This is a genomic window from Bacillus sp. LB7 (assembly GCF_030449715.1).
Lineage (GTDB): Bacteria > Bacillota > Bacilli > Bacillales > Bacillaceae > Bacillus > Bacillus paralicheniformis.
In genome coordinates, this window is the sequence record NZ_JASGCA010000001.1 from 175476 (window position 1) to 200529 (window position 25054).

Genomic DNA, 25054 nt, shown 5'->3' on the forward strand with positions numbered 1-25054 from the left:
CTTTTTTGTACAATTTAAATGGATATATTTAGAATAAAAGTATAAAAAAGGAGATCGAAACATGTCTTTTTCAGAATTAAATATTGATGCTTTTCGTTTCATTAATGATTTGGGAAAAGAGTATTCGATGCTGAATCCGGTCGTTTACTTTCTAGCCGAATATATGATGTACTTTCTCGCCTTGGGTCTTGTCGTTTATTGGCTGACCCGGACGACAAAAAACAGATTGATGGTCATTTATGCAGTCATCGCATTTGTGATTGCCGAAATTCTCGGGAAAATCATGGGCTCTCTGCATTCCAACTATCAACCGTTTGCAACGCTTCCGAATGTCAACAAGCTGATAGAGCATGAAATTGACAATTCGTTTCCGAGCGACCATACGATTTTGTTTTTTTCAATTGGTTTTTTAATCTTTCTGTTTCACAAAAAGACGGGCTGGCTGTGGCTTGTACTTGCGTTTGCCGTGGGAATTTCCCGCATTTGGTCGGGCGTTCACTATCCGCTCGACGTTGCGGCGGGAGCCCTTCTTGGCGTGTTGTCAGCTCTGTTTGTATTCTGGACAGCACCGAAGCTGTCATTTATTCATCAAATGCTGTCCCTTTATGAAAAGGTGGAACAGCGGATTGTTCCTTCCAAAAGCAAATCGAACGATAAATCGAAGAACTTTTAAAGGATGAGGCTGCCTTGGATTAGGCAGCCTTTGCTATGTGCACTCACAAATAAACGCTCGGCTTCCTCATCCTCCAAATCGAAGGCGGTTCCCGGCAGTAAGAGTATATGACCGTCTCCATGAAGGAAGACGGTCTGTCGAGTGCTTTGTTTTTTACGAGTAGGAATTTTCAGCTGTTGAATCGCATTCCAGGTAGTATAGGTTCCTCTTCTTCCTCCTTTTTTCATTCTCATTATAAAAGGTGCGAGCTGCCCATGACAAAAATTCCAAATAATAGTAATTGAATATAAGTAAAAATATGGTATAATATCAAATACATAGGAGGTGATAATTTCCAATAGGTAATGATAAAATGGTCCATTCTTCTAGAAATCTATTTTTTCATCCATTAAAATGAGAGAACTCGGACCTCAAATTGTTTTGGATGCGGCAGTAGCTTATGGATGGCAGCTGAAGACGTACATACGAATATGATTAAAAATACGGAGGGAAACGAAATGAAAAAAGCGATTTTAGGGTTTTCTTTGTCTGCGGCGCTCCTGGTTCCATCCTCATTCGCTGCGGCTGCTGAGGACGGGCAGCTGACAAGTGAGCAAAAGGAACTGCTTGAAGCCAAGACAGAATACGTGCAATCACTTCCTGAACAGGCATCTGTCCAAAGCGGTGTGACGGCATATGCAGGAAAAAGGCTCACAATTAAAAGGGGAAGCTTCCTCGCCTGGTCGAAAGATTATATCGACTGGTACTACAACGGCAAAAAAATATCGAAAAGCAGCGGATCGCAGGATGTCGGCTACGTCTTTCCAAATGTCGTGAGGGCAAAGGGGATTAAAAGGTATTACAAGTCTTCAGGGCTTCACAAATGGAGAGCGAAAAAAACGCTGAGCTTCGGTACCGTTACACCGTGGGGAGATGTTGAATTCGCCAGCTCAACCTTTACAGACAGAAGGTGGGTCAATAAAAAAGGAAAATACGGAAATGATTAATTTGCCGTAAGCCATTTCATACAACGCTGCTAAAAGACTATTTTGAAATTAATGGCAGCGTTGTATAATGGAGAATGTTGCAACACCATCCTGATGCAAGAAAGGGTTTTTTAAATTGATCAAAATCGATGACCTGACGAAATCTTATGGAAACAAAACGGTATTCAACCGTCTCAACATGAATATCGAAAAAAACAAAGTCACCTTCCTGATGGGGGAAAACGGCGCCGGGAAAACGACGCTCCTGAAATGCCTGCTCAAGCTGGAACATTTCGAAGGCGGCATTCTGTACGACGGCGAGCCGCTTGAAGCCGTCAGGAGCAAAGTGCACGTCATCTATGACGATTCCCCGTTTTACGCTCATCTGAGCGGCTATCAAAATATTAAACTGTTGATCAATAAACCTGCCGGCAAAGAAGAGCTGGAACAATTATCGCAAAAGTTCCTCGGCCGGGCGCTGCTGAAAAAAAAGGTTAAGACCTATTCATACGGACAAAAGAAAAAGCTGGCTTTAATGATCGCTGCATTAAACAAACCGTCATACTTGTTTTTGGATGAGATATCAAACGGGCTTGACTACCGGTCCATGATGGAGCTTCAGAAGCTGATCAATGACTGGTCGAGCACGATGACGATTGTTGCCGCCGGCCATCAGTTTGAGTTTTATTCTTCAATCGTCGATCAATTATATGTGTTGAAAGACGGTTCAGCTATCCATATAGACAATTTTAAAACGAATGGAGCAGAATTGGGCGATGTCTATAAAGAATATTTATAATATTTTCAAAAAAGAGCTTGCATTTCAATCATATTCTAAAATGCTCATCATTTTATTGCTTCCTCTATTATTCATTTCATCCGGATACATATATGTTCATTATAAAAATACAATTGACAGCTATCAGCAGTTTAAAAAGACTGAAGACGAATATAAAGAACTCGGCATCGATATTAAGCAGGCGCTGGCGTCGCCCGTCAAGGTGAAGGAAGGGGAGCTGAAAAGCGAGGGTGGCGACGGAGAGATCGTCGAAAATATTTTAAGGTTTGACTATGAGAATTTCGTCTTGTCTCTCCATCATCTGGAGCCCAAGCAGTCGGTTATCATGACGCTTGAGCTGATGGGCTTCATCATTTTTCCCTTGGCTTTTACGCTGTATGCCATCTATATCTCCTCTTATGACATCAGGTTCAAGACGGTGAAAGTGAAAGCTGTCAGCCATGATTGGAAATCCGTTCTGTTGGCCAAACAGTGTTCGGTTTACATGGTGATGGTTTCCGCCGTGATCGCCGTTGTATGTACGGTATATGTGTCAAGCCTCGTCTTTTATTCCCTGGCTTCAAGGGCCATACCGGTCGGCGAGTTCACAATACCCGCTGTTTCAAAAAGCAATATCCCGCTTCAGCTCGTTGTCGTTCTGGCGGTCAGCTTCATTTTTTCGACGATCGGATTTTATTTGGGCGTCCTCTTCAGAAGCTTTATTACGCCTGCTTTGCTTTATATCGTTTACAGCCTGCTTATCCCTGCTTTGGGCAGGTTCGATTTGAAAAACCTGCTGTCTAATCTCGGGCATGCGGTTTTCAGTTTCAGCGGCGGCTTTAAACTGTTTACACCGGTGAAGGTGGACATGATTCCGGTCGTCATCATTTTAGCCGCATCCGTCGGCTTGCTGTCTGCGGTTACTTATTATATGGCGCACAGGCAAAGCAAATATGTCGTTTGAAAAAAGAGCGCAGGCACTTGCGCTCTTTTTTCTTTTACAAGCGACGGATGCCCGTTGGCTCAGGTTTGGCAGTCGAGTGTCAAACAGTTGGAACAACAGAATCTGCCGTCTCTGGATGAGGCGGTTTTTTTGATTGAAACCTTGTTCCTCGTAAATATTCGAAAAATTCTATATAATAATAAAGCGGTCTCAGAATTTCAGGAACTTTTTAGTAAACAGCTTTTGAACAGAGAGCAGGTGAGAATAATGGCGAATCAGGATTTGAATTTGCACACGTTATATACGAGTCATACCCGCGATGCCTGGGCAAATCTCGGCGGGCATATGGCGGTAGAAATGACCGAAGAGGAAGTAAAAAGGCTTGAAGGTTTAAATGACTATCTGTCTTTGGAAGAAGTCGAAACCGTTTATGTTCCGCTGGCGAGGCTGCTTTATTTACACCGGACAACTCAATATGAACGGAACACCCGGGTGAACGGTTTTTTGAACCATCCGCACGCGGCCAAAATTCCGTTCATCATCGGGATTGCCGGAAGCGTCGCGGTTGGAAAAAGCACGACGGCCCGCATCATTCAGACTGTGCTCTCCCGTTTGCAGGAACGGCTGAAAGTCAGTCTGATCACAACCGACGGTTTTCTTTACCCCAATGCGGTGCTGACAGAAAAACAGATGATGTCGCGGAAGGGGTTTCCGGAAAGCTATGATGTCAAAGCATTGCTTGAGTTTTTAAACGATTTAAAATCCGGCAAGGAAATCGTTCGCGCACCCGTTTACTCCCATTTAACGTACGACAGATTGGAAGGGGTTTACGAAACGGTTGAACAAGCGGATATCGTCATCATCGAAGGCGTCAATGTGCTGCAGACACCGACGATCGAAGACGACCGGACAAAACCGCGGGTTTTCGTTTCCGATTTTTTTGACTTCTCAATTTATGTGGATGCCGAAGAAGACCTCATTATCAAATGGTATCTTGAACGCTTTCGCATGCTCAGAGAGACGGCATTTCAAGATCCGAGTTCTTATTTCCATAAATTCAAAGACCTTGCGGACGAAGAAGCGGACCATATGGCAAAGTCAATATGGGAGACCGTCAACCGTCCGAATTTGTATGAGAACATTCTGCCTACAAAATTCCGGTCTGATTTAATCTTGAGAAAAGGTGAAGGCCACAAGGTGGAAGAGATTCTCGTCAGACGGGTGTAGAAGAGGAGACTTGCATGATCCATCATATTGAACTGTATGTTTCAGAGTTGGAAGCGTCGAAGCGTTTTTGGGGCTGGTTTCTCGGCGAGCTCGGCTATGAGGTTTTTCAACAATGGGAAGACGGGATCAGCTGGAAAGCAAATGGCGCCTATCTCGTGCTTGTGCAGGCGAAAGAGCAGTTTGTCAAAGCGGGTTATCACAGGTGCCGCGTCGGCTTAAACCATCTTGCTTTTTACGCGGCATCCAAAGAACAGGTCGACGAAATGACAATGAAACTGAGGGAGCGGGGATGCCGCATTTTATATGAAGACAGACATCCGTTTGCCGGCGGAAGCGGGCATTATGCCTTGTATACCGAAGATCCCGACCGCATCAAAGTCGAACTTGCGGCGCCTTGAGACGGGCGTCCGCCGGAAGGCCGTCCTTTGACCGGGCCGGCCCGTTTTCAATTAATGCTCCATCGTTTTTTTCGAACTTAATTTGACTTTTGCATCATCTATTTTGAGCTTCCGGAAGGCTGCCACCAGGAAAGGAACGCCGCAAATGGTGACAGCAGACAGGATTGCAAAAGTGAAAAACGGCTTTTCCGCTCCAAAGGCGTCCAGCAGCATTCCCCCCGCCCAAGGGCCGACCACGCTTCCCAGCTGGGTGAAGCCCATAGCCCCGAAGTAGGTGCCCTTCAGCTCAGGACGGGCAATCCGATCGACCAGTAAATCCATCATCGAAAAGAGAAGCACTTCCCCGATCGTAAACACGATAATGATCAAGACGATGGACCATAGATCGTGGAAAAACGAGAGGCTGAACAGGCTTCCGCTAATCAGCACATTTCCGACAATCAGCGATAAAATCGGTGAAAACCGTTTGGCGATATGTACGATCGGGTACTGTACGGCAAGCACGGCCAAGGCATTCAGCGTCAGCATCATGCCGAACACTTTCGTCCCGTCTTCGATGAACGAGCTGGCCGCCATGTATTGTGCGAGCGTCGATGTGAAGTGGGAATACCCGAATAAACAAAGAATCGAACCGATTAGTGTAATCGTAAATACCCGGTCTGTTTTTGTCACCTCCAGCGCGTCCCGCACTTTTATACGCTTATTCCGCTCAGTTGCCGGTACGGTGTGGTGTTTAAATTGAATGACCAGCACCGCCGCATAAATAAAATAAATGAAAGCTGCAATGAAAAACGGCAGCGTCGTTTTCGAAGATCCGAGGTACAGTCCTAAAAGCGGACCGAAGACGACGCCGAGGTTGATCGCGGTATAGCGGAGATTAAAGACGAAAAGGCGCGTTTCGGGTTTGGATACGTCTGAAAGCAGCGCTCTTGAAGTCGGTTCAAACAAGGCGCGGCATAATCCGTTTAAGGCATTCATGACAAAGAATGTCCAGACATGATCGGCGAGTGCAAAACCGGCGAACACGAACGTCCAGCCGAAAATCGAAACGAGCATGATGGTTTTCCGGCCGAACCGGTCTGACAAGTACCCGCCGTAAAAGCTTGCCGCAATTCCGATCAGAGAGCTCGCTGCAATAACGGCGCCGGCAAAGCCTGAAGAGGCGCCTTTCACTTGTGTCAAATAAATTGCTAAAAAAGGGATGCTCATGGCTGTGCCCATACGTCCGAAAATGGTTCCGACAATAATGGTCCAGCTGAGCGGGTGGATGTTCTGCCATTTTTGTTTCATGATAAATTCTCCGTTACGTTTTTATTTGTTTATCATACATGAAACAGATGGCGGTGAATAGAGGAATTTCTATATGCTGGATGATCAAAGGCTTCCTGCATAAAGGAAGCCGAAAGGAAAAATCGATTTATGATGAGAACAAGCCTTGATTTGTGACGTAATCATAGATGACATCCTCGATATGGGCATGCAGCCCCTCATTCGGTTCCTCGATCCGCCTTTCCTGCAAAGCCAGCTTCAGGATTTCTTTTTCGCCGGGGCTGAGCGGATCGGTTGCAACATTGCGCCCGTACTGCTTCAGCGCCTGTCCGAGCATTTTTTCAATCAGTTTCTCATCCATTTGTCTTCTCCTTTAGGAGCGCTTTTTCTTTTATCTTACTAGGAAAAAACGATGTTCTCAAGGGAGCTTTCAATTTGAGCCATTAAACCGAATGCGGCAGCATTCCGAACTGGAATGATCCGCCATGTCACCTTCTTTCCAAAGAAGGTGTTTTTTATTGCTTTCAGCCAGGAGTTTCTTTGGATAAAATTACGCCTGGAAATCGAACGTATATTCGGAGTATAGTATTCATACACTAATTGTGCGAACATCAGTTCTTTTTTGGAGGGAGAGAGATGGATTACGGTCAATATCCGTCGCGTTCGGTTTTGTGCGTTGATATGCGGAGCTTTTATGCAAGCTGTGCCGCAGTCCTGCTCGGACTTGATCCGATGACTTGCCTGCTGGCGGTTGTCGGAAACACGGAGCGGCAGGGGAGCATCGTTCTCGCTGCTTCTCCGGCTCTGAAAAGAGAGTTCGGCGTTCAAACGGGAACAAGGCTTTATCAGCTGCCGGATGATCCGCGCATCAAGCTGGTCAATCCGAAGATGGGGCTGTTTGTCCGTGTTTCTACAGAGCTCACCCGGTTGTTCTGCCGCTATGTGCCGCCTGATGCCATTCATACGTACAGCGTGGATGAAAGCTTTATTCAGGTGGACGGTGTTGAGAGCATGTGGGGAGACGCCCGAACGATTGCGATGAAAATTCAAGATGACATGGAAAGGGAGTTTGGCCTTCCCTGTGCTGTCGGAATCGGACCGAATCTGCTGATGGCAAAGCTGTGCCTTGACCTTGAAGCGAAAAAATCAGCAGACGGGGTGGCCATCTGGGGCTACGAAGACGTGAAAACGAAGCTGTGGCCGCTGTCTCCGCTGCGACGCATGTGGGGAATCGGCTCCAGGCTGGAAAAGACGTTAAACCGGATGGGGATCTTTACAGTCGGCCAGCTGGCCCACTATGATCTCAAGCGGCTTGAGAAAACATTCGGGGTGATGGGAAACCAGCTCTATTATCACGCCTGGGGCATCGACCTTTCGGCGATCGGAGCGCCGATCCTGGAAGGACAGGTCAGCTATGGAAAAAGCCAGATTTTGCTTCGCGATTATCCGAATCCGGAGGAAGTCAAGCATGTCATTCTTGAAATGTGTGAAGAAGTGGCTAAAAGGGCACGCGCTCACCGCCAGGCGGGCCGGACCGTCAGTCTTGGCGTCGAATACAGCCGCGATGAGCTTGGCGGCGGGTTTTACCGTTCAAAAACAATGGAAAGCCCTTCAAATATCACCCTTGATCTCTACCACACATGTCTGGCACTGTTCGAGCGGTTTTATGCCGGCAAAACGGTTCGAAAAATTTCCGTCTCTTTGTCCAATATTCAAGATGACACCAATATGCAGCTTGATCTTTTTCGCCCCGATCAGGAAAAGAAGCGGCAGCTCGGGTATGTGATGGACGGAATCAGAGAACGGTACGGATCAACAGCGCTTTTGCGGGCCGTTTCCTATACAAACGCCGGGACGGCCCGGCTGCGGTCAAAATTGGTCGGAGGCCATCAGGCATAGAAAGGAGAATCATTTATGCTTCGCGACAGAGGCAGTATCAAATGGGTTTCCATGATGCTGCCTGAGCACGTGGAATTGCTCAGGGAATATCATGAAAGCTTTCAAAAACTCAAAAAACCGATCCTGGATGAACAAAAATATGAAGAATTCAATGAAATCATTTGTGAAGCGATGGCAGAAAACAGCGTTTTGCAATTTGCCTATTATCGGCAGGGGGAAGTGAAAACGCTTGCAGGCCGGGTTCACTATGCCGACGCCCTGAAAAGGGAGCTGCGGATCGTAAGCCGAGCGGATGAAATATGCATTTTAAAGATGGAGGATATCATTGAGATTGAATACGATTGTCGTTTATAATAGAATCAGTATTCGGAGGTGGATAAAATGGTAAATGACATTCATTTGCCGACTGCAGCGTCTCATGCAAAGCCTGTTATCTTGAAAGGCGATACTTTGCATGAGGCGGGGTTATAAACAAAATCGCCTAAAAAGCAAGGTATCATTTCTGATCATCCGGCTTTGCACCTTATTTTAAAATATAGATCCATAAATAAGGAGCTGGCAGAAATGAAGACACCTTTTATCAGAAATGACCAATATAATTTTATTAAGTTTCAAACGGACAGCCTCGTCCAGGGACATGCGAACATCAATGACGAAAACGTACTTGACGCTTTGAAGTGCAATGCGCTCGATCAAGTGTTCAACCTCTTTCCTGATCTCGGCAGCGATCAAAAGTCTTTGCTGGAGAAGCTGGCAGAAGTGGAAGACAGCGGTGAAGCGATGCGCTTTTTAGCCGAATTAAAGCTTCATGTCATTCCATTTCAGCGTGTAACGGTAAAAACGGCTAAAAAGCTGTTCTCTAAAGTGAAAAAGTTAAAGACGCCCGATTTTGAGCAGATGGATTTCAGCGGATATTCCTACCTGGGATGGAATGATGCAGGATCAGGCAGGAAGTACATGATTGTGGATACCGACGGAAAGCTGACCGGAATACACGGCACGATCAAATCCAGCAATAAAAAAGGAATCTGTGCGATATGCAACAGGACCGAAGAGATCGGACTGTTCATGGCCCGGGTGAAAAGCGGGAAAGAAACCTATACGGACAGAGGCAATTATATTTGCTGTGACAGTGAAACATGCAATCAAAATGTGATGACGCTGGATCATCTGAACCAATTCGTCGCACAATTAACGAAAGAATAAACGTGAACACCCCGGCTAAGCTTTAGCCGGGGTGTTTTATGATTTGGCTTTTAGCCTGCCTCTCTCGCAGCACTTCGCTCTCCGAAGAGACGGGTGGTCAGCCCGGGAACAGCCATACATAAGAATACGGAACGTCCAAGGCTGAATAAAAGAAAAGCGAGCCACAGCCCATGGTTTCCGAAAGCAGGCACAGCGGTAAAAAAGGCGGCCAGGAAGACGAGAACAGCCAAAAACATTGAATTTCTGACCGGGCCTATTTCGGTGGCTCCTGTGAAAATCCCGTAAAAAACGAGTCCAAAACTTGCGGTCAAAGGAAAGAGAGCGATCCAAATATCGTAAGTTTTCGCTGCTTCCAAAACGCCTTCAAGCGGTGTAAACAATGGAAGGATTGCACCTTTCAAAAGAAAGTAGCCGACTGAAAGCAGCGCGGCCGAGATCAGCGACCACTGGATCGAAAGGGAAAGCGTACGGGAATATAGTTCCCGATCCATTCTTCCAACGGCTTTCCCGGCAAAAATGCTCGATGCATTGGCAAATCCGTCAAACACATAAGCCATCATATAATGAATTTGAATCAAGATCGCATTTGCGGCCAATACTTCAGCTCCGAAGCCTGCTCCTTTAGCCGTGAACAAATTAAAAACCGTTAAAAGGCACAATGTCCGAATCAATAGATCGCGGTTGACAACCATCATTTTTTTAAACGGTTTCGGGTCGAACAAAACCTTGACGGACGGCAACTTAAACCGCATGGCGGCATTCGATTTCACAAGCCAGCAGCCGATCAGGCAGCCCGTCACTTCCGCAATCAAAGTGGCTAGAGCGATGCCGTATACTTCCATGTGAAAAACGTAGACAAAAACGATGTCAAGCACGATATTCAAGACGTTCATCGAAATCTGCAAAAGCAATGTCACTTTGATAAGGGACATTCCCATCAGCCAGCCGAGAATGCAATAGCTGATTAAAGCAAATGGAGCGCCCCAAATCCTCAGCGAAAAATACTGCGAGGCGAATTCAGCGGTATGGCGGTCGGGCTGTATGAGCGTCAGCGCTGCGTATTCAAGCGGTTTTTGCAAGAGGATGAACATCAGTCCGGCAAAAACCGCGATGCAAACAGGCCGGGCAAGAGCCAAAACGCTCTCTGATCTGTTTTGGGAGCCGAGCGACTGAGCGGCGAACCCCGATGTGCTCACCCGCAAAAAGCCGAGGAGCCAATACATCGTATTAAAAACCATCGTTCCGACTGCAACACCGCCGATGTAAGCGGGGGAGGAAAGCTGGCCGGCGACCGCCGTATCAACCGCCCCCAGCAAAGGAGTGGTGATCGTTGAAATGATCAGCGGAACGGCGAGCGCTAGATAATGTCTGTGATTCATCTTTTATGCCCCCCTTAGGATTCAAACACTTGAAGCAGCTTTTTGGCATATGGGTGCCTTTCGGCGGAAAAAAGCTCTTCTTTTTTAAATTGATCGGCAATCTGCCCGTCTTTCATGACCATGATGCGATGGCTCATGAAGTGGACAGCGGCCAGATCATGGGAAATAAACAAATAGGAAAGCCCCATATCATCCTGCAAATCTTTGAGGAGGTCGAGGATCTTCGCCTGACTGGTGACATCCAGGCTTGCCGTAGGCTCATCAAAGATGATTAAAGACGGGTGAGTGCTGATGGCTCTGGCGATTAAGGCCCTTTGGAGCTGCCCGCCGCTTAATTCGTGCGGATAGCGGTCAAGGAGGCTCGAGGGAAGGCCGACCATTGAGAACAGACGCTCAGCCGTCAGACGGCGGCTGCCTTGGAAGTCCTTTAAAAATGACGGTATGTCTTGTTTGGAAACATCAAGCGGCTCCATAACTGAATCGATAATATTGAGCTTTGGATTCAATGATGCGGCCGGATTTTGGAAAACAGCCTGCAGCTTTCGGCGCAGTCTTCGGGTCTCTTTTTTGTTTATGCCGGGAAGCGGATGTTGATGAAGCCTAATCTCTCCGTGATCGATTTTTTCGAGCAGCAGAAGGCAGCGCGCAAGGGTGCTTTTTCCGCTGCCGCTCTCACCGGCGAGCCCGAGACATTCGCCTTTTCGAATGGAGAGCGATACATTGTCAACCGCTTTGTGGCCGCAAGCGTAATGTTTTGTCAGATTGCTGACAAAAAGAACGGTTTCTGCTGAATGGGTCATCACGCACCTCCTGTTCCCGCCAGCGCCCGTTCCTTTGTTTCAGGCGCGGCTGTCAGCCTCGGCGGAGGATTTTTCAGCGGCGGGACGGCTGCGAATAAACGCCTTGTACATTCATGTGCCGGTTGTCTGATTAAATCAGCGGTTAAGCCGCTTTCGACGATTTCTCCGTTTTGCATGACGGCGGTTTGATCGGCGTACCTTTTGACAAGCCGGAGGTCATGAGTGATAAAAAGGATGGCGCAGTTTGTTTTGGCGCGCATCACGGTGAGCTGTTGCAAGACGTCCGCGGCCGTGATGCTGTCTAAAGCCGTTGTCGGTTCGTCTGCGATGAGAAGCTTCGGGCGGAGCACCATCGCTTGAGCAATCGCGGCCCTTTGGAGCTGCCCTCCGCTCAATTGAAACGGGTAGCTTTCATATACTCTGTTTTCCGGCAGAGAAACCTCCTGAAAAGCGCGGAGAATCGCTTCTCTTCGCTTGTTCTTAGACCAATCGGTATGCGTTTTGACCATTTCGTCAATTTGTCTGCCGATCCGTATAAATGGGGTGAATGCTCCGTGACAGTCCTGAAAAATAAAGGCGATATCCTTTCCGCGCATGCGTCGGAGCGCTTTGCGGCCTGCTTGAAGCATCTGGCGGCCCTCAAATATCACGTCTCCGCCAGACACCGTTAGTCCGTCCGGAAGCAGCCCGGCTATGGCCGAAGCGGTCAGGCTCTTTCCGCTGCCGCTTTCCCCGAGCAGCGCGAACCATTCCCCTTCATGAATCGAGAAGGAGGCATTTTTGACAATGGTGTGCTGTCGGGAGCGGATTGATAAGCCCTCAATAGATAACATCGGCATGCTAAGAAACTCCTTTCTTGTGTTTAACGTCAAACCTGTCCCTTAAACGGTCACCGTACAGGTTGGACAACAGAACGATGAACATGATCGCAAGACCGGGAATCACCATAAGCTGAGGCGCATGCAAAAAGTAATGTTTTCCGTCATTCAGCATGGCGCCCCATTCCGGATATGGAGGCTGAGCACCCAGTCCGATATAGGAAAGGGCAGCAATCATTAACACCGTTTTTCCGATATCAAGTGTCGCAAGTACGGAAACGTTGCCGAGAACATGGGGCAGCAAGTGCTTTTTTAAAATCGCCCCGGAGCCTAAACCCGTCAGCTCGGCCAAGGCGATGTAATCCTTTTGTTTTTCCGAAAACACCGTGCTGCGGACCAGCCTTGCATAGCCGACCCATTTGACAGCGACGACGGCCAATATTAAGTTCATCAGCCCCGGGCCAAGCAAACCGCTTAAAACAATCGCGACAATATAGTCCGGAAACGCCATAACCGCGTCAACAATTCTCATGATCATCCGATCCAGCCGTCCGCCGAAAAAGCCGGAGACAAGCCCGACGGGAACACCTATGAAAACGGAGAGCAGAATCGCGGCCAAGGCGGTGCCGACCGTCGCTTTCGCACCGGCGATCATCCGGGAAAATATATCTCTACCCAAATGGTCCGTTCCGAGCCAATGCTGCATGCTGATCGGCTGAAGCCGGTTGGCCATATCTGTGCGGAGCGGATCGAACGGCAAAAAGAAGGGGACGGTGAAGAGCGCCGCGGAAAACAGCAGCACAAACCACAGTCCTGTTTTGGTTCGGAATATATGTTTGACGTTTTTTCTCATCGGCGTCCAGCCTCCTTTAAGCGAATTTCCGGATTGAGGTACCGATAGGAGAGGTCGACTAAAAGATTGATCAGGACAACCGTGATCCCCATGAAAAGAATGTACCCCTGAATGATCGGATAATCACGCTGAACGATGGCGTCAACGACAAGCTTGCCGACGCCGGGATATGCAAACAGGACTTCAATAATCACCGTGCCGCCGAGCAGGCTGCCGAGGCTGACCCCGAATATCGTGATGACAGGGATAAGACAGTGGCGAAACGCGTGAAAGAAGAAAATTCTAGCCTCGCTGATACCGCGCGCCCTGGCTGATCTGATGAAATCCTGACCAAGGCTTTCGATCAAGCTTGACCGTACAAGACGGACATAAACGCCCGACATCGCGATCCCAAGCGTGAGAGAGGGGAGAATCAAATGTTTAAACGTTCCGGCTCCCATTGACGGCAGCCAATTCAGCCTGACGGAGAAGAGATCGATCAATATCAATCCGAGCCAAAAGCTCGGGAGCGCGGCTCCCACTAAAGCGAGCAAGCGGCCGAGATGATCGATCCACCGATCCCGGTATAAAGCGGAAAGCGTTCCGACCGGCACGGCAATCAGCAGCATGACGAGAAGCGATGCGCCGGTCAGAAGCAACGTCGCCGGGAATTTCCGGCTGAGCTCGTCGATGACGGGTTCGTGTGTTGTATAGGAGTTTCCCAAATCAAACTGGAAAAAGCGCTTGAACCAGTTCCAATATTGAATATAAACCGGTTTGTCCAAACCGAGCTCCTCTCTGAAAGCCTCGATCTGCTCGTCTGTTACCGCAACATCATCTACGCGAAGCATCTGTTTCACCGGATCACCGGGAGCCGCTTTCATAAACACAAAGCTGATAAACGAAAGCAGGAATAAGAATAGAACCAGTTCAAACAGCCGCTTAGCGATCTGCTTCATTTCGTTTTCACATCCAAATCTTTCGTCAGCATATAATATTCACTTTTGCTCGTTTCCCAATTTAATACACCATCTCGGTATGCCGTGATGTTTTCGGGGGTGACGATAAAAGAGTTTAATGTCTCCTTCTCGATCAATTCAGCTGCTTTTTTGGCAAGGCGGTTCCGCTTCTCTTTGTCGATCGTGCGGTTGAATTCCTCAATCCATTTGATCAAGGTTTGATTTTCGATGCCGCTGTAGTTTAAAGCGCCATTCGGCATATAGGCGGTGTTCAGCAAATAGCCGGCATCGCCTCTGGGCGCGGTCATCGAGCTGTATGTCGCCAAATCCCAATCATCGTTCTTCGCCAAATACTCATCGATATTTTCGACTTGCTGAATCTTAATCGAAATGCCCAGTTCCTTCGCATTTGATTCAAGAATCTGCGCGATTAAGGGCAATTCCGGACGAGACTGATAGGTTAGCAGTGTAAAAGATAAGGCTTGTCCGTCCTTCACGGCTTTGCCGTTTTCAAGCTCGTAGCCGGCTTTTTTCAGCTCAGCTTTTGCCGCTTCCAGTCCGCCCGGCTTTTGAACCGCACCGGCGGAAAATGGGAAATCCGCTAAGAAAGGGCCGTCTGCCGGCTGAGCATGCCCGTTCAAAATGCTTTCAGCGATTTCTTTGCGGTCCAGTAATGCGTCGAAGGCGCGGCGCAGGTGACGGTCAGCGAAATGATCCTTCTTTGTATTGTAGAGAATCTGGTGAACGCGCAAGCTCGGCACCGAATCAACGGTAATTGATGAATCTTTTTGAATTTGGTCAATATCCTCCACGCTCGGTCTGTAAATGATGTCGGCATCTTTTGATTGGAGAGCCATGACGCGGGCGTTTGCGTCTTCATTAAACGAAAATGTGACGTGCTTCAGCTTCGGTTTGCCGTCCCAATAATCGTCATACCGTTCTAACTCTATTTTATGGCCGGCCTCAAAAGAGGAAACTTGAAAAGGGCCCGTTCCGACGGGCTGTTGAGAAATGTTTGCTGCGCTGACGTCAATGATCGATGTGTTTGGATGAACCAATTCTGAAGGGAATTCGGGAAATGGCTCCTTCGTTGTAATCGTCAATGTTTGTCCTGCAGCTTTGATTTCTTTGATTTTTAAGGCGTTCTTCATAGCTTTGCTCTCGCGTATCGTCCGTTCTAAAGACGCTTTTGCCGCTTTGGCATCCGCTTTTTTGCCATTTTGAAACGTCAGATTGTCTTTAAGGGTGAAGACCCATGTTTGTCCGTCTTTACTTTTCCAATCCTTGGCGAGCCAAGGTTCGATGGAAAGGTCAGCGCTGATTTTGACGAGCGTTTCGCTGATGCCGGCGCGGACCGCCGTATAATTGACATCGAGATTCGGGTCAAGGGTTTGACTTGGAATATTGAAAAGAAAAGTGAGTTTCTTCTCATCACCTTTCGCCGAGTCCGCGCCTCCGGAGGAGCAGGAAGCGAGAATGACGAGAAAAATAATCGGTATGATCATGCGTTTTGCTATGTAAGCCATCGGTTACACCTCCAAAAAGTAATGGTTTCGATTTACCCTCATTATCATAGGGGATATTTCCTTTGTTGTAAACAGGAATGTTTGCTCATGTTTGGTGAAAGTGCGGGGACAAATTTTTTGAAGTTCTGCCTGCTTTTCCATATAAAATAGGTCTGCAAAAAAGAAAGCCCGAATAATTTGAAACAAGGGATTTAATGGAACGATTTACAGGGGAAAAAAATATGCTGTTAATAAGATGTTCAAACAGCAAGTGAAAGGAGCCAAAAAGCGATGATGATTACAGTAAAAATACGCCATACAGCTGAAACCGAAGGCACAGACATAGGTGACTTCACTCCTGCTGAACTCGATAGCATCGTCCAGACGATCAGAAAATACGGAGCTTGGCTTTCACCTGATGCCGACACAGATGATTATAAATTTACATTCCAGGATGCTAAATACAACCTCGAACAAAGAGTCTTTGAAATCATTGTGGAATAATCATATATCGGACACTGAATGAACGGTCGGAAAAGGCGTTTATTTAGAGTCCTTTTTTATTTTTGCCCGGGCGGGAAAACAGTCCTGATAAATGAGGAGCCTTGAAGAGGTCTCAGCCCTTCAAGGTTCCTTCGCTTTTACTGCCCGCTGGCGGTCAGCCCGTCTTTAATCAAGGCATTCACTTTGCTGCTGAACAAAAGACCGACATGGCTTACGCCTGAGATTTGCACATTGTTTGCACCATCAAGTTTGGAGAGGCTGTTTAAGACGATATAGTCGCTTGTGCTGTAAATCGAAGTGTATGAGATTTCGTTTCCCTGAGGCGCCGTGTTTGTAACCAGACGGTTAGCGCCCCCAAGGGTAACGACATGTCCGACTTTATGTGCGCCGTCCAGATTTTTAATATAATAGAGCGTATTGGCCCCGCCCATGCTGTGAGCGACAATATCGACTTTTGACGCTCCTGTTTGATTCAGCACATGCTTGATGTATTCGGATAATCTCGGCGCATTGTTTTTATTATTTCCCGTTTTATCGATAAAGTTGATGGCGTAAAGCTCACTGCTCGTCCAGCCTTGAGATTGTAAATACGATTTAATGCCGATAAAGTTATAATCGGCTCCGCCGATGCCGTGAACCATGACGACCGGATTGCGGGAAGCGGCGGAAGCTGTAGCAGGCTGGAACGAAAAGACGGATACGGCAGACAGCATGCAAATCAATAGAATAGATAAAAATGAATGACGACGCATTGTTTCTCCTCCTAAAAAAGTAATAAATTCACAACAACGACAATTCTATAAAACGAACATATGAAAACGAAGTGTAATTTTATCTATTTTTCGCCCCGAAAAAAGAGCAGTATATGAAACGGTTTTTTGCCGCTCCGTATGTCGGCTGCCTGTAGGGTAAGGAGAGTGAAGCTTTCCTGAGAGATGGCAAATCGATTTGTGCTCTTGAATGAGGACTAAGAACATTCTCCTAATAAATCTACAGACAGATTAAAATGGTAAATTGGGAGCGGAAAACGGTATAATAAGGAAACATATCCATTACTGAGTTGCAGAACGTTTTGGCCGATGGTCAGGTCAATGTTGAAAAAGAGAGGTTAGATCTTAATGAAAGCATGCAGCGTGCAGGATGCAGAGCGGTCCGCTGCATGTCAACAAAGTATCGATTGCTTATCAGCGGGAAAGGGGGTTTTCGGTTGAAAAAAGAGACGTTTTGAATGATGACAGACCGGATCAGGATCAAGTCCTGTTTATCAAAGAACTGTGAATCAAAGGGGGATGAACATGATTTCAAAAACGCCGGAGCCGCCGTATTACGCGGTGATTTTCACATCGGTCAGAACAAACGGTGATCATGGCTACAAAGAGACGGCTGCGAACATGCTAAAGCTTGCCGCAGCACCAGCCAGGCTTTTTAGGAGCAGAAAGCGCAAGGGACATGAATGGAAAAGGAATAACGGTTTCTTATTGGGAAAGCCTTGAAGCGATTGAAAAATGGAAGTTTCACAGCGAACACCTGCAGGCGAAGGAAAAAGGCCGAACGGAATGGTATTCCGACTTTGCCGTGCGGGTTGCAAAAGTTGAAGACGCGAGAATTTCAGAGCGGCACGGCCGGCCCCCGTCAGATAGCACCGGCGGGGAGGAAATGCAATGATTCAATTGTTAAATCATAAAGATCCGCACACGGCCCGCTGCATAGTAAATGTTCAAAAGCCGGCTTATGAAAGAGAAGCGGAGATCATTCAATTTCAGGGCATTCCCCAGCTGAATGAAACAGCTTTTGATGTGATGGATTCTCGTGAAACTTTCATCGGCTGGTTTGAGGGAGAAGAATTAGCCGGAATCGGTTCCTTTATACATACAGCAGATAAGCTGACGATCTGCAGGCTGGCCGTTCATCCGGTTCATTTTCGAAAAGGAATTGCGATGGCATTGCTTCTTTATATGTTGATAGAGAAGGAAGCTGAATCATTTGAAGTGACGACGGGAGCGGGGAATGAACCGGCAAAAGCGCTGTATCAGAAATTGGGATTTTCCGAGATTGAGCAGTATGAACCTGAAAAAGGAATTGTTCTTTCAAGGCTGACGCTGCATGCGCCGAGAAAGGTTAAAGTCGTCTCCTATCAAGAGGAGTGGAAAGGCGAATTTTTCAAAGAAAAAAAGCAGCTTGAAGCGCTTTTCCAGAATGAAGTCTTGCATATTCACCACATTGGAAGCACGTCAATTCCGGGGATGATTGCCAAGCCTGTCATTGACATGCTGATTGAAGTGAAAGATCTCGGCTCTGCCGCCCGCTTCGAAAAGGGGATGAAAATGCTCGGCTATGAACCGAAGGGGGAAAACGGCATTCCGGGGAGAAGGTTCTTTCAAAAAGGGGGGCGGAAGCGTACACATCATGTCCATCTGTATGAAAGCGGGCATCATGATATTAGGCGGCATCTCGCGTTTCGGGATTATTTAATCTCGCATCCGGAGCGGGCCGAAGAATATGCTGCTCTGAAGATGAAGCTGGCGGAGATGTTTCCGCTTGACATGGCAGGCTATATTGACGGCAAAAACGGCTGGATAAAAGAGACTGAGCGCTTGGCTGAACAATGGAAAAAGGCAGGGGAGGACAGGTAAGCCCCCTCCTGCTTCAGGCTCTGACACAAGAGTCAAACGTTCCTTTATGGCTTCCGTCACAGTAAGGCATTTTCAGCGATTTTCCGCATCTGCAGAGCGAAAAAGCGGGTTTTTCAGGGAACGGGTTTCCATCCATATCGATCAGGTCGACGTCTCCCGTGACCCGGAAACCGCCGTTGTCCATCACTTTAATTTGCACTTTTTTGGGCATCATTCCACCTCCGAATCTCTTCATATTTATGCCTGACAGCCGGAAACAATGCTCTTTTTCCCGCTCCTGTGGTACAATGTCCGTAAACGAAACAAAGAAGGATGATATCATGCAGCTTGAAATCACTGCACAGGCAAAACAAGCCATTCAGCGGGCAACAGAGCCTTACCCTGATAAAAAGATCCAGCTCCGCTATGATTCCGAGGGCTGCGGATGCGCGGTCAGCGGCGTACCGGTTCTGTGGCTGACGGACGAATTATCGGGAAGTTGCGAGCCCCTTGAGACAAACGGGCTTCCGATTTATATTCAGTCATCGCAAAAAGTCTTTTTTGATGAAGCGATGACCATCGACTATTATGAGAAAGCGGGTGCCTTGATGCTGAAAAGTCCGGCACAGGTGCTTTCTCCCAGAATGAGTATTTTAGTGAAATAGGGTGGCGTTCGATTTGAATCAAAAGGTAAAATCTTTAAAGCAAACCGCTCAAAATAAAACATGGGCGTCCTTTTTACATCAAAATCATCCGTATACACTCCTTCATTGGTCAATCGGAGGGACAGAGTCCGTCAAAAAGGATGTCTGGCTTCTTCAAGATGAAATGACTTTTGAAACAAAGGAATTCGATACAATTGAGACGGCGATCTCCTGGATCGACGATCATATGAGCGACATTACGGATATTTTGTAGCACAAAAAAGAAGGCGGACGAGACTTATGCTCGTTCGCCTTCTTTGCGCCGGTTTGTGATCTCTTGAAGAAAGTCCCGCACCGTGTTTTTGTAGCTGTTTCTGTTTTGGGTGTAGCTCATCGCGTGCGCACCTTTTTCAGCGATATAAAGCCTTTTCTCCCCCGGCTTTTTCTCGTAAAGCATTTCGCTCGATTCAGCCGGGATATAGTCGTCGTGTTTGCTGTGAATGAACAGCACCGGTTTCTTGATCTTCCCGACGACGGATAAAGGGGAGACATCACGGATGCGGTAGCCGTCCCGCCATCTCAAAAAGAGGCTGGCAAGCGGCAAAATGAAAGCTCCCGGAAGATGAAAATCTTCTTTCAGCCGGTAAACGAGCTGATCCTCAAATGTGGCAAACGGACAGTCGGCCACATAAAAATCAGCGTCGGCTTCGTCCATTCCCGCGTAAAGAAGCGTCGTGACAGCGCCCATCGATTCGCCGTGAATCCCGATCAGCGCGTGTTCGCCGTGTTTTTCACGAAGCCAATTGACCACCGTTTTCAAATCGTTTTTTTCATAATATCCGTAGCTCGTCGTTTTCCCGCCGCTTGTGCCGTGCCTCCGGTGGTCATATATGACGGCGTTCCAGCCAAGGTCAAGAAACAGATTCATATATTTGATCGAATTCAGCAGATTCATCGTCACCCCGTGGCAGATAATCACGGTGTTTTTCGTTTTGTGCGGGTGGACGTAGTATCCTTTAATATTGTAGCCGTAAGAAGAAGCGAGGATGATTTCTTCTTTCGGGAGAGCGGCAAAAGCTTTTTCATCATAATGGCCGTCGGCCGTTTCCCGTTCGATAATGTATTCGTCGGTCCGTTTTTTAATGTACATGATTTGATTCGTAAAATAGATTCCGAGCGCGGCAATAAACAGCAAAACCGCCCCGATAGCAGCCAGCCAAATCAACATCTGATGTATTCTTCCTTTCTTAAATGCTTCTTTCTTTATCATAACACACAACGATTGGCATTTGCCGAGAGAGACGGCTCACGAGTGACGGCTTGCCTGAACTTTTAGATTCCTGATAAACTATCATCACACAAACAGGGAGAACGGAGGACAGGATATGGGAAAGAAAAAACAAGACCCAAATGCCCGGCAGCTGCTGAAAGATGCGCTCGCCGACGATTTGAAAGATAAACTTCAGCAAATAAAGAGCGAATTGAAAGAGGAGGACGAAAAAAGAAAAGAGCGTGAGAAAGAGCGGATCATCAAGGAAAGACAGGAAAGGGAAAAAAACAAAAGCTTTGAAGAACTCCTCAACGAAAGCGGAATTGACGATTGGAGGAAGTATAAGTAAGAAAGCCCCGTCTGACCAAGAGACGGGGCTTTCTTATTGCTTTATTCGCGATGTGCGGTGTACACGCCGCGTTTTGTATAAAAGCGGAGCGCTTTGATTTCCTGTTCTGTCAGACCGCGTCCGCCGACAGATTCAACGTTTTCCCGAAGCTGGGAGATTTTGCTCGCCCCGGGGATGACCGCGCCGACAGCCGGCTGGGCGAGAATATACTTCATCGCGGTTTCGGTCGCGGATAAATCAGGTGCCGTTTTTTCAATGTCCGCTTTTGTTTTAACGAGTTCATCGTAGGAATATGATAAATAGCCGTTTTTCTTGATCGCGGCGTTTGCGTCTGACAGAGGTTTTTCTGTCAGGATTCCTTTTGCCAAAGGTCCTCTTGCAATCACGCTGACTCCATGTTCTTCAAGGAGAGAAAGCCATTCCTCAGGCCGTCTGTCCAACAAGCTGTATTGCATCATGACCGTGACGATGTTTGATTTTTTGACGTATTCCTTAATGACGTTCGGCCGAATTGAAGAAATGCCGTAATGACGGATGACGCCTTCCTGTTTTAATTCTTCAAAGGCTTCGATCGTTTCGTCGATATTGTCTTCAATCGTGCCGCCGTGCAGCTGATAAAGATCGATGTAGTCGGTCTGCAGCCGCTTTAAGCTGTGCTTGACGGCTTCTTTTATGTACGCTTTCCGGGGATCCCAGAACCAGCCCGGTTTTCCTTCCTCCCAGCGGTTTCCCGCTTTTGTCGCAAGGATCACGTCTTGGCGCCTTGATTTGATCGCTTCACCGACAATCTCTTCGTTGCGTCCAAAATCGTACAGGTCGGCAGTATCCAAATAATTGATGCCAAGCTCCAAAGCTTCATCCAAAATTGACAGTGCGTGCTTTTTGTCTGTTCCGAGAGACATGCAGCCGAGGCCGACTTCACTCACCTGTAAATCGGAATGTCCGAGCGTCCTTTTTTTCATAAGCTTCACTCCTTTTTTTCTTACTTTGAACGTAATACAAAGGAGCGAAGTTTTCAACCCATCGGCATCGGTCTCAGAAGTACAGCTCGAAGATGATAACGCTTAGGGCGCAAATCAAACAAACCGCGGCAGGGATGGCCGTGAAAAAAGGCTGCCGCGCCCGGAATAGGTGGGCATGAATGGCGCCTGTCATAAGCAGGGAGAACAACAGCCCCGAGCCGACAGCCAGATGCACATTCCAAATCCCGGCGATCATGCCGAGCGCTCCGGCGATTTCGAGAAATCCTGTAACTGAAAGAAACCACAGCGGGTATTCATAATGGCGCCAATGTTCCACTTGAAAAGGAACGTGCAGCGCTTTGATTACGCCTCCGGTCAGCATAAATGCCGCCAATCCTGCTTTTACAAAAATAAATGCCACCATGTTCACTCCGTTTCTGGATGTTGCGGATTAACGAGCATCCCGTGGATCAAAAGATCCGTGATTTGTTTTGCGAGACTTGAAGGGTCTTTTGATCCGTCAAGCAAATAGGTATCGGCAAGGTGCTCAATCATGCCTGTCAGACATTCGGCAACGGTCTCCATTTCCAGGCTGGACCGGAAGTAGCCAAGCTCCTGCTCTGCTTTCAAGTTTTCTTTCAAGGCCAGTGTTAAATCTTTTTTCATTTTGCATGCGTCCAGGCTGAGAAAAAAACCGATGCGGGTCAAATCCGGGTCCTCTGCCAAAAACCGAAATACAGCCTCTACAGCGGCCGTCACCCGTTTTGAGACGTGTTTTTTCTCGATTCCTTCTTCTAAACGAAACGATTCGATCAGATTTTTTAAGTTCGCGTGAAAGTCATCGATCAGCTCGTTATAGATGGCGTCTTTGCTTGGAAAGTATAAGTAGAAAGACGGCTGAGTCAGCCCCGCTCTTTTGACAATCGTACTTACTTTCGTCTCATGGAATCCCCGGTTTGCAAATTCGTTTGCAGCGACTGCGAGCAGCCGCTTTCGGCTTTCTTTACCTTTGCGGCCTTTTTCATTTCCCACATCCATCCGCCTCCAAAATAATACTTATAAGTAACATTACTCATAAGTATTATTTCATGCGATCCTTCTTGATGTCAATGAAAATCAGGCGATTTTCTTTTTCGGAAAGCCAGTCTTTCACATAGTGATACGTTCGTCCGTATTCCTTCAGCTTGGCGCGGATTTCCCATGCTTTCCCCGACATGACGATGCGATTGTTCAGCCGGTAGACCTTCATGGCGCGTCCCCCTTCCATGGTGTATGATAAAATGTATGGGATCAAAAGCCAGAGCAGAACTTAGGAGATGATCAAACTGAAGCATTTAGAGGAGAAAACCATATGTAAAGAAAAACTTTTTTCAGGCAAGGTGATCGATCTTTATCTTGAAGACGTCGAACTGCCGAACGGTAAAACGGGAAAGCGCGAAATCGTGAAGCATCCGGGCGCTGTTGCGGTGCTTGCTTTGACTGATGAAGGAAACATCATTTTGGTGAAGCAGTACAGAAAAGCGCTTGAACGGACGATCGTTGAAATACCGGCGGGCAAGCTTGAAAAAGGAGAGAAACCTGAATATACCGCGCTGCGGGAGCTTGAGGAAGAGACGGGATACACGGCGGCAAAGCTGGAGAAAATCACCGCTTTTTACACATCGCCGGGCTTTGCGGACGAATTGGTGCACCTGTACCTTGCCGAAGAGCTGACACCGCTTGAAGAAAAGCGCGAACTTGATGAAGACGAATTTGTAGAAGTAATGGAGGTGCCGCTTACAGGCGCGCTGAAACTGATGGAAACTCAGGACATCTATGATGCGAAAACGGCTTATGCCGTGCAGTATCTGGAGCTGAGAAAGGCCCTGCAAGCAAAAAAATGAAAGAAATATTCGCAGACATGCATATCCATATCGGGCGGACGGAATCAGGCCGGCCCGTTAAGATAACGGCTGCCAGAACACTTACGCTCGACGAAATTTTGATTGAAGCAAGCGAGCATAAAGGAATGGAACTGATCGGCATTATAGATTGTCATTCACCCGAAGTGCTGGCCGAAATTGAAAAAGGGGTGTCTTCAGGCCGTTATACAGAGCTTGAAGACGGCGGAATCAAGTATAAAGATACCGTGCTTCTGTGCGGGTCTGAATTGGAAATCAATGATGACAGATGCCGCGGCCCGATTCATGTGCTTGCATTTATGCCGTCGATCTCCGCAATGAAGCAGTTTTCCGCCTGGCTCTCAGAAAGGGTAACGAATATCCACCTGAGCTCCCAGCGCATCTATGAGACGGGCATCGGTCTTCAGCGGAAAGTGAAAGAACTCGGCGGCTTGTTCATTCCTGCGCACATTTTTACACCGCATAAGAGCCTGTATGGAAAAGGAGTCAAATTTTCGCTGCAAGAAGTGTTTGATCTGAAGATGATTGATGCGGTTGAACTCGGGCTGAGCAGCGACACCGATATGGCTTCACACGTATCTGAACTGAATCCTTATGCATTTTTGACCAATTCGGACGCCCATTCTCTTGGGAAAATCGGCAGGGAGTATAATAAGCTCCACATTAAACATGCCAGCTTTCAAGAGTTTTCTCTTGCTTTAAAAGGACAAGAGGGGCGCTGCATTGCCGCCAATTACGGAATGAATCCGCAGTTGGGCAAATATTTTCAAACCGCTTGTGAAAGATGCGGCCGTTTGCAGGAGGCAGGTGAAACGGTGTGTAAAGCGTGCGGAAGCCGAAAGTTTACAAAAGGCGTCAGCACACGTCTAATGGAGCTTTACGATCAGGATGAAAGCCCGGTCAAGCGCCCGCCGTACGTTCACCAGGTTCCGCTGCAGCTGATCCCCGGCATCGGTCCGAAAACGATTCAAAAACTGAAAGATGCTTTCGGCACTGAGATGAATATCCTTCACCGGGTACAAGAAGACGAACTAAAAGAAACCATTCGTCCGCAGACGGCTGAGCTCGTGATCAAAGCAAGGAACGGGGATTTAGAGCTTAAAGCCGGAGGCGGCGGGACCTATGGAAAAGTGCAGAGCTAAAGGGGGCTTTAGAAAAAGG

31 protein-coding genes and 2 pseudogenes are annotated in these 25054 nt (G+C 47.5%); 18 read left to right on the forward strand and 15 right to left on the reverse strand.

Translation table 11 applies throughout. The features are described 5' to 3' along the window. Positions 1-61: 61 nt before the first annotated feature. The 6 genes from bcrC to QMZ64_RS00780 all read left to right on the forward strand — a co-directional run bounded on the left by bcrC (position 62) and on the right by QMZ64_RS00780 (position 4984). Positions 62-673 (forward strand): bacitracin resistance undecaprenyl-diphosphatase BcrC, encoded by a 612-nt coding sequence (bcrC, locus tag QMZ64_RS00755; protein ID WP_243943280.1) that lies wholly within the window; start codon positions 62-64, stop codon positions 671-673. Between the two features lie 443 nt (positions 674-1116). Beyond that, complete coding sequence (locus tag QMZ64_RS00760) at positions 1117-1659, forward strand: hypothetical protein (protein WP_020452071.1); 543 nt, start codon at positions 1117-1119, stop codon at positions 1657-1659. A gap of 115 nt (positions 1660-1774) precedes the next feature. Continuing rightward, the gene (locus QMZ64_RS00765; RefSeq protein WP_301441085.1) at positions 1775-2437 is read left to right on the forward strand and encodes an ATP-binding cassette domain-containing protein; all 663 of its coding nucleotides are present in this window, start codon (positions 1775-1777) and stop codon (positions 2435-2437) included. Next, the gene (locus tag QMZ64_RS00770; RefSeq protein ID WP_265626428.1) at positions 2415-3380 is read left to right on the forward strand and encodes an ABC transporter permease; all 966 of its coding nucleotides are present in this window, start codon (positions 2415-2417) and stop codon (positions 3378-3380) included. The genes QMZ64_RS00765 and QMZ64_RS00770 overlap by 23 nt, the downstream gene beginning before the upstream one ends. 246 nt (positions 3381-3626) lie before the next feature. Beyond that, positions 3627-4586, forward strand: a complete 960-nt coding sequence (coaA, locus tag QMZ64_RS00775) for a type I pantothenate kinase (protein WP_020452068.1) — start codon at positions 3627-3629, stop codon at positions 4584-4586. Between the two features lie 14 nt (positions 4587-4600). Continuing rightward, positions 4601-4984, forward strand: coding sequence for a VOC family protein (locus QMZ64_RS00780; protein WP_243943289.1), 384 nt, complete (start codon positions 4601-4603; stop codon positions 4982-4984). A 51-nt stretch (positions 4985-5035) separates the two neighbouring features. On the opposite strand, the gene QMZ64_RS00785 is transcribed toward QMZ64_RS00780, so the two are convergent. Further along, a complete protein-coding gene (locus QMZ64_RS00785; RefSeq protein WP_265626430.1) occupies positions 5036-6274 on the reverse strand; it encodes an MDR family MFS transporter in 1239 nt (412 codons plus the stop codon). A gap of 127 nt (positions 6275-6401) precedes the next feature. Further along, positions 6402-6614: a YqzH family protein gene (locus QMZ64_RS00790; protein WP_003183240.1), complete on the reverse strand. Its 213-nt coding sequence runs from the start codon at positions 6612-6614 to the stop codon at positions 6402-6404. 275 nt (positions 6615-6889) lie between these two features. Here QMZ64_RS00790 and QMZ64_RS00795 point away from each other — a divergent pair, with 275 nt between their 5' ends. The 3 genes from QMZ64_RS00795 (at position 6890) to QMZ64_RS00805 (ending at position 9358) form a co-directional block, all read left to right on the forward strand. After that, positions 6890-8152: a Y-family DNA polymerase gene (locus tag QMZ64_RS00795; RefSeq protein WP_265626432.1), complete on the forward strand. Its 1263-nt coding sequence runs from the start codon at positions 6890-6892 to the stop codon at positions 8150-8152. Between the two features lie 15 nt (positions 8153-8167). Next, positions 8168-8506: a YolD-like family protein gene (locus tag QMZ64_RS00800; protein WP_265626434.1), complete on the forward strand. Its 339-nt coding sequence runs from the start codon at positions 8168-8170 to the stop codon at positions 8504-8506. 210 nt (positions 8507-8716) lie between these two features. Further along, entirely contained in the window at positions 8717-9358 is a 642-nt protein-coding gene (locus QMZ64_RS00805; RefSeq protein WP_265626436.1) for a FusB/FusC family EF-G-binding protein, read from the forward strand. A 50-nt stretch (positions 9359-9408) separates the two neighbouring features. Here QMZ64_RS00805 and QMZ64_RS00810 read toward each other — a convergent pair whose 3' ends face one another. Genes QMZ64_RS00810 through nikA form a run of 6 tightly spaced genes read right to left on the reverse strand, consistent with a single transcriptional unit; the run spans position 9409 to position 15672 of the window. After that, complete coding sequence (locus QMZ64_RS00810; RefSeq protein ID WP_265626438.1) at positions 9409-10737, reverse strand: MATE family efflux transporter; 1329 nt, start codon at positions 10735-10737, stop codon at positions 9409-9411. Positions 10738-10751: 14 nt separating this feature from the next. Next, a complete protein-coding gene (locus QMZ64_RS00815; RefSeq protein ID WP_265626440.1) occupies positions 10752-11537 on the reverse strand; it encodes an ABC transporter ATP-binding protein in 786 nt (261 codons plus the stop codon). Further along, complete coding sequence (locus tag QMZ64_RS00820; RefSeq protein ID WP_265626441.1) at positions 11537-12376, reverse strand: ATP-binding cassette domain-containing protein; 840 nt, start codon at positions 12374-12376, stop codon at positions 11537-11539. The genes QMZ64_RS00815 and QMZ64_RS00820 overlap by 1 nt, the downstream gene beginning before the upstream one ends. 1 nt (position 12377) lies before the next feature. Then, a complete protein-coding gene (gene nikC, locus QMZ64_RS00825; RefSeq protein ID WP_265626442.1) occupies positions 12378-13208 on the reverse strand; it encodes a nickel transporter permease in 831 nt (276 codons plus the stop codon). After that, positions 13205-14146 carry a nickel ABC transporter permease gene (nikB, locus tag QMZ64_RS00830; RefSeq protein WP_265626443.1) on the reverse strand — a complete coding sequence of 314 codons (942 nt, stop codon included), beginning with the start codon at positions 14144-14146 and terminating at the stop codon, positions 13205-13207. Before nikB ends, nikC begins: the two co-directional genes overlap by 4 nt. Further along, a complete protein-coding gene (nikA, locus tag QMZ64_RS00835; RefSeq protein ID WP_265626445.1) occupies positions 14143-15672 on the reverse strand; it encodes a nickel ABC transporter substrate-binding protein in 1530 nt (509 codons plus the stop codon). The genes nikB and nikA overlap by 4 nt, the downstream gene beginning before the upstream one ends. A 270-nt stretch (positions 15673-15942) precedes the next feature. Between nikA and QMZ64_RS00840 the strand changes: the two genes are divergently transcribed. Then, the gene (locus tag QMZ64_RS00840; RefSeq protein WP_243943311.1) at positions 15943-16155 is read left to right on the forward strand and encodes a hypothetical protein; all 213 of its coding nucleotides are present in this window, start codon (positions 15943-15945) and stop codon (positions 16153-16155) included. 137 nt (positions 16156-16292) lie between these two features. Here QMZ64_RS00840 and QMZ64_RS00845 read toward each other — a convergent pair whose 3' ends face one another. Then, on the reverse strand, positions 16293-16907 hold the full coding sequence (locus tag QMZ64_RS00845) for an esterase/lipase family protein (protein ID WP_020452056.1): 615 nt from the start codon (positions 16905-16907) through the stop codon (positions 16293-16295). Between the two features lie 388 nt (positions 16908-17295). Here QMZ64_RS00845 and QMZ64_RS00850 point away from each other — a divergent pair, with 388 nt between their 5' ends. The 3 genes and pseudogenes from QMZ64_RS00850 to QMZ64_RS00860 all read left to right on the forward strand — a co-directional run bounded on the left by QMZ64_RS00850 (position 17296) and on the right by QMZ64_RS00860 (position 18788). Beyond that, on the forward strand, positions 17296-17433 hold the full coding sequence (locus QMZ64_RS00850; protein ID WP_265626448.1) for a hypothetical protein: 138 nt from the start codon (positions 17296-17298) through the stop codon (positions 17431-17433). A gap of 11 nt (positions 17434-17444) precedes the next feature. Beyond that, positions 17445-17820: pseudogene (locus tag QMZ64_RS00855) on the forward strand (antibiotic biosynthesis monooxygenase family protein). Further along, a complete protein-coding gene (locus QMZ64_RS00860) occupies positions 17817-18788 on the forward strand; it encodes a bifunctional GNAT family N-acetyltransferase/GrpB family protein (RefSeq protein ID WP_265626449.1) in 972 nt (323 codons plus the stop codon). Before QMZ64_RS00855 ends, QMZ64_RS00860 begins: the two are co-directional and overlap by 4 nt. Positions 18789-18801: 13 nt before the next feature. Here the strand turns inward: QMZ64_RS00860 and QMZ64_RS00865 are convergent, their stop codons facing one another. Then, positions 18802-18999: a CDGSH iron-sulfur domain-containing protein gene (locus QMZ64_RS00865; protein WP_165427479.1), complete on the reverse strand. Its 198-nt coding sequence runs from the start codon at positions 18997-18999 to the stop codon at positions 18802-18804. Between the two features lie 109 nt (positions 19000-19108). Between QMZ64_RS00865 and QMZ64_RS00870 the strand changes: the two genes are divergently transcribed. Both QMZ64_RS00870 and QMZ64_RS00875 read left to right on the forward strand, forming a co-directional pair. Then, positions 19109-19432: an iron-sulfur cluster biosynthesis family protein gene (locus tag QMZ64_RS00870; RefSeq protein WP_020452052.1), complete on the forward strand. Its 324-nt coding sequence runs from the start codon at positions 19109-19111 to the stop codon at positions 19430-19432. A 13-nt stretch (positions 19433-19445) separates the two neighbouring features. After that, a complete protein-coding gene (locus QMZ64_RS00875) occupies positions 19446-19685 on the forward strand; it encodes a YqkC family protein (protein WP_265626452.1) in 240 nt (79 codons plus the stop codon). A gap of 24 nt (positions 19686-19709) precedes the next feature. Here QMZ64_RS00875 and QMZ64_RS00880 read toward each other — a convergent pair whose 3' ends face one another. After that, positions 19710-20639 carry an alpha/beta hydrolase gene (locus QMZ64_RS00880; RefSeq protein ID WP_020452051.1) on the reverse strand — a complete coding sequence of 310 codons (930 nt, stop codon included), beginning with the start codon at positions 20637-20639 and terminating at the stop codon, positions 19710-19712. A 157-nt stretch (positions 20640-20796) separates the two neighbouring features. Between QMZ64_RS00880 and QMZ64_RS00885 the strand changes: the two genes are divergently transcribed. Beyond that, on the forward strand, positions 20797-21030 hold the full coding sequence (locus QMZ64_RS00885) for a YqkE family protein (protein WP_265626453.1): 234 nt from the start codon (positions 20797-20799) through the stop codon (positions 21028-21030). Positions 21031-21071: 41 nt separating this feature from the next. Here QMZ64_RS00885 and QMZ64_RS00890 read toward each other — a convergent pair whose 3' ends face one another. The 4 genes and pseudogenes from QMZ64_RS00890 to mciZ all read right to left on the reverse strand — a co-directional run. After that, positions 21072-21992: an aldo/keto reductase gene (locus QMZ64_RS00890; RefSeq protein WP_265626455.1), complete on the reverse strand. Its 921-nt coding sequence runs from the start codon at positions 21990-21992 to the stop codon at positions 21072-21074. 73 nt (positions 21993-22065) lie between these two features. Beyond that, entirely contained in the window at positions 22066-22416 is a 351-nt protein-coding gene (locus QMZ64_RS00895; protein WP_301441086.1) for a DoxX family protein, read from the reverse strand. A gap of 2 nt (positions 22417-22418) precedes the next feature. After that, the gene (locus QMZ64_RS00900) at positions 22419-23024 is read right to left on the reverse strand and encodes a TetR/AcrR family transcriptional regulator (protein WP_265626457.1); all 606 of its coding nucleotides are present in this window, start codon (positions 23022-23024) and stop codon (positions 22419-22421) included. Positions 23025-23124: 100 nt separating this feature from the next. Then, positions 23125-23241, reverse strand: a pseudogene (gene mciZ, locus QMZ64_RS00905) (Z-ring formation inhibitor MciZ); the annotation flags it as partial. A gap of 76 nt (positions 23242-23317) precedes the next feature. On the opposite strand from mciZ, the gene QMZ64_RS00910 reads away from it, so the two are divergent. Both QMZ64_RS00910 and QMZ64_RS00915 read left to right on the forward strand, forming a co-directional pair. Then, the gene (locus QMZ64_RS00910) at positions 23318-23875 is read left to right on the forward strand and encodes an NUDIX hydrolase (RefSeq protein ID WP_025811205.1); all 558 of its coding nucleotides are present in this window, start codon (positions 23318-23320) and stop codon (positions 23873-23875) included. Then, complete coding sequence (locus QMZ64_RS00915; protein ID WP_265626459.1) at positions 23872-25035, forward strand: TIGR00375 family protein; 1164 nt, start codon at positions 23872-23874, stop codon at positions 25033-25035. Before QMZ64_RS00910 ends, QMZ64_RS00915 begins: the two co-directional genes overlap by 4 nt. The last annotated feature ends 19 nt before the right edge of the window (positions 25036-25054 follow it).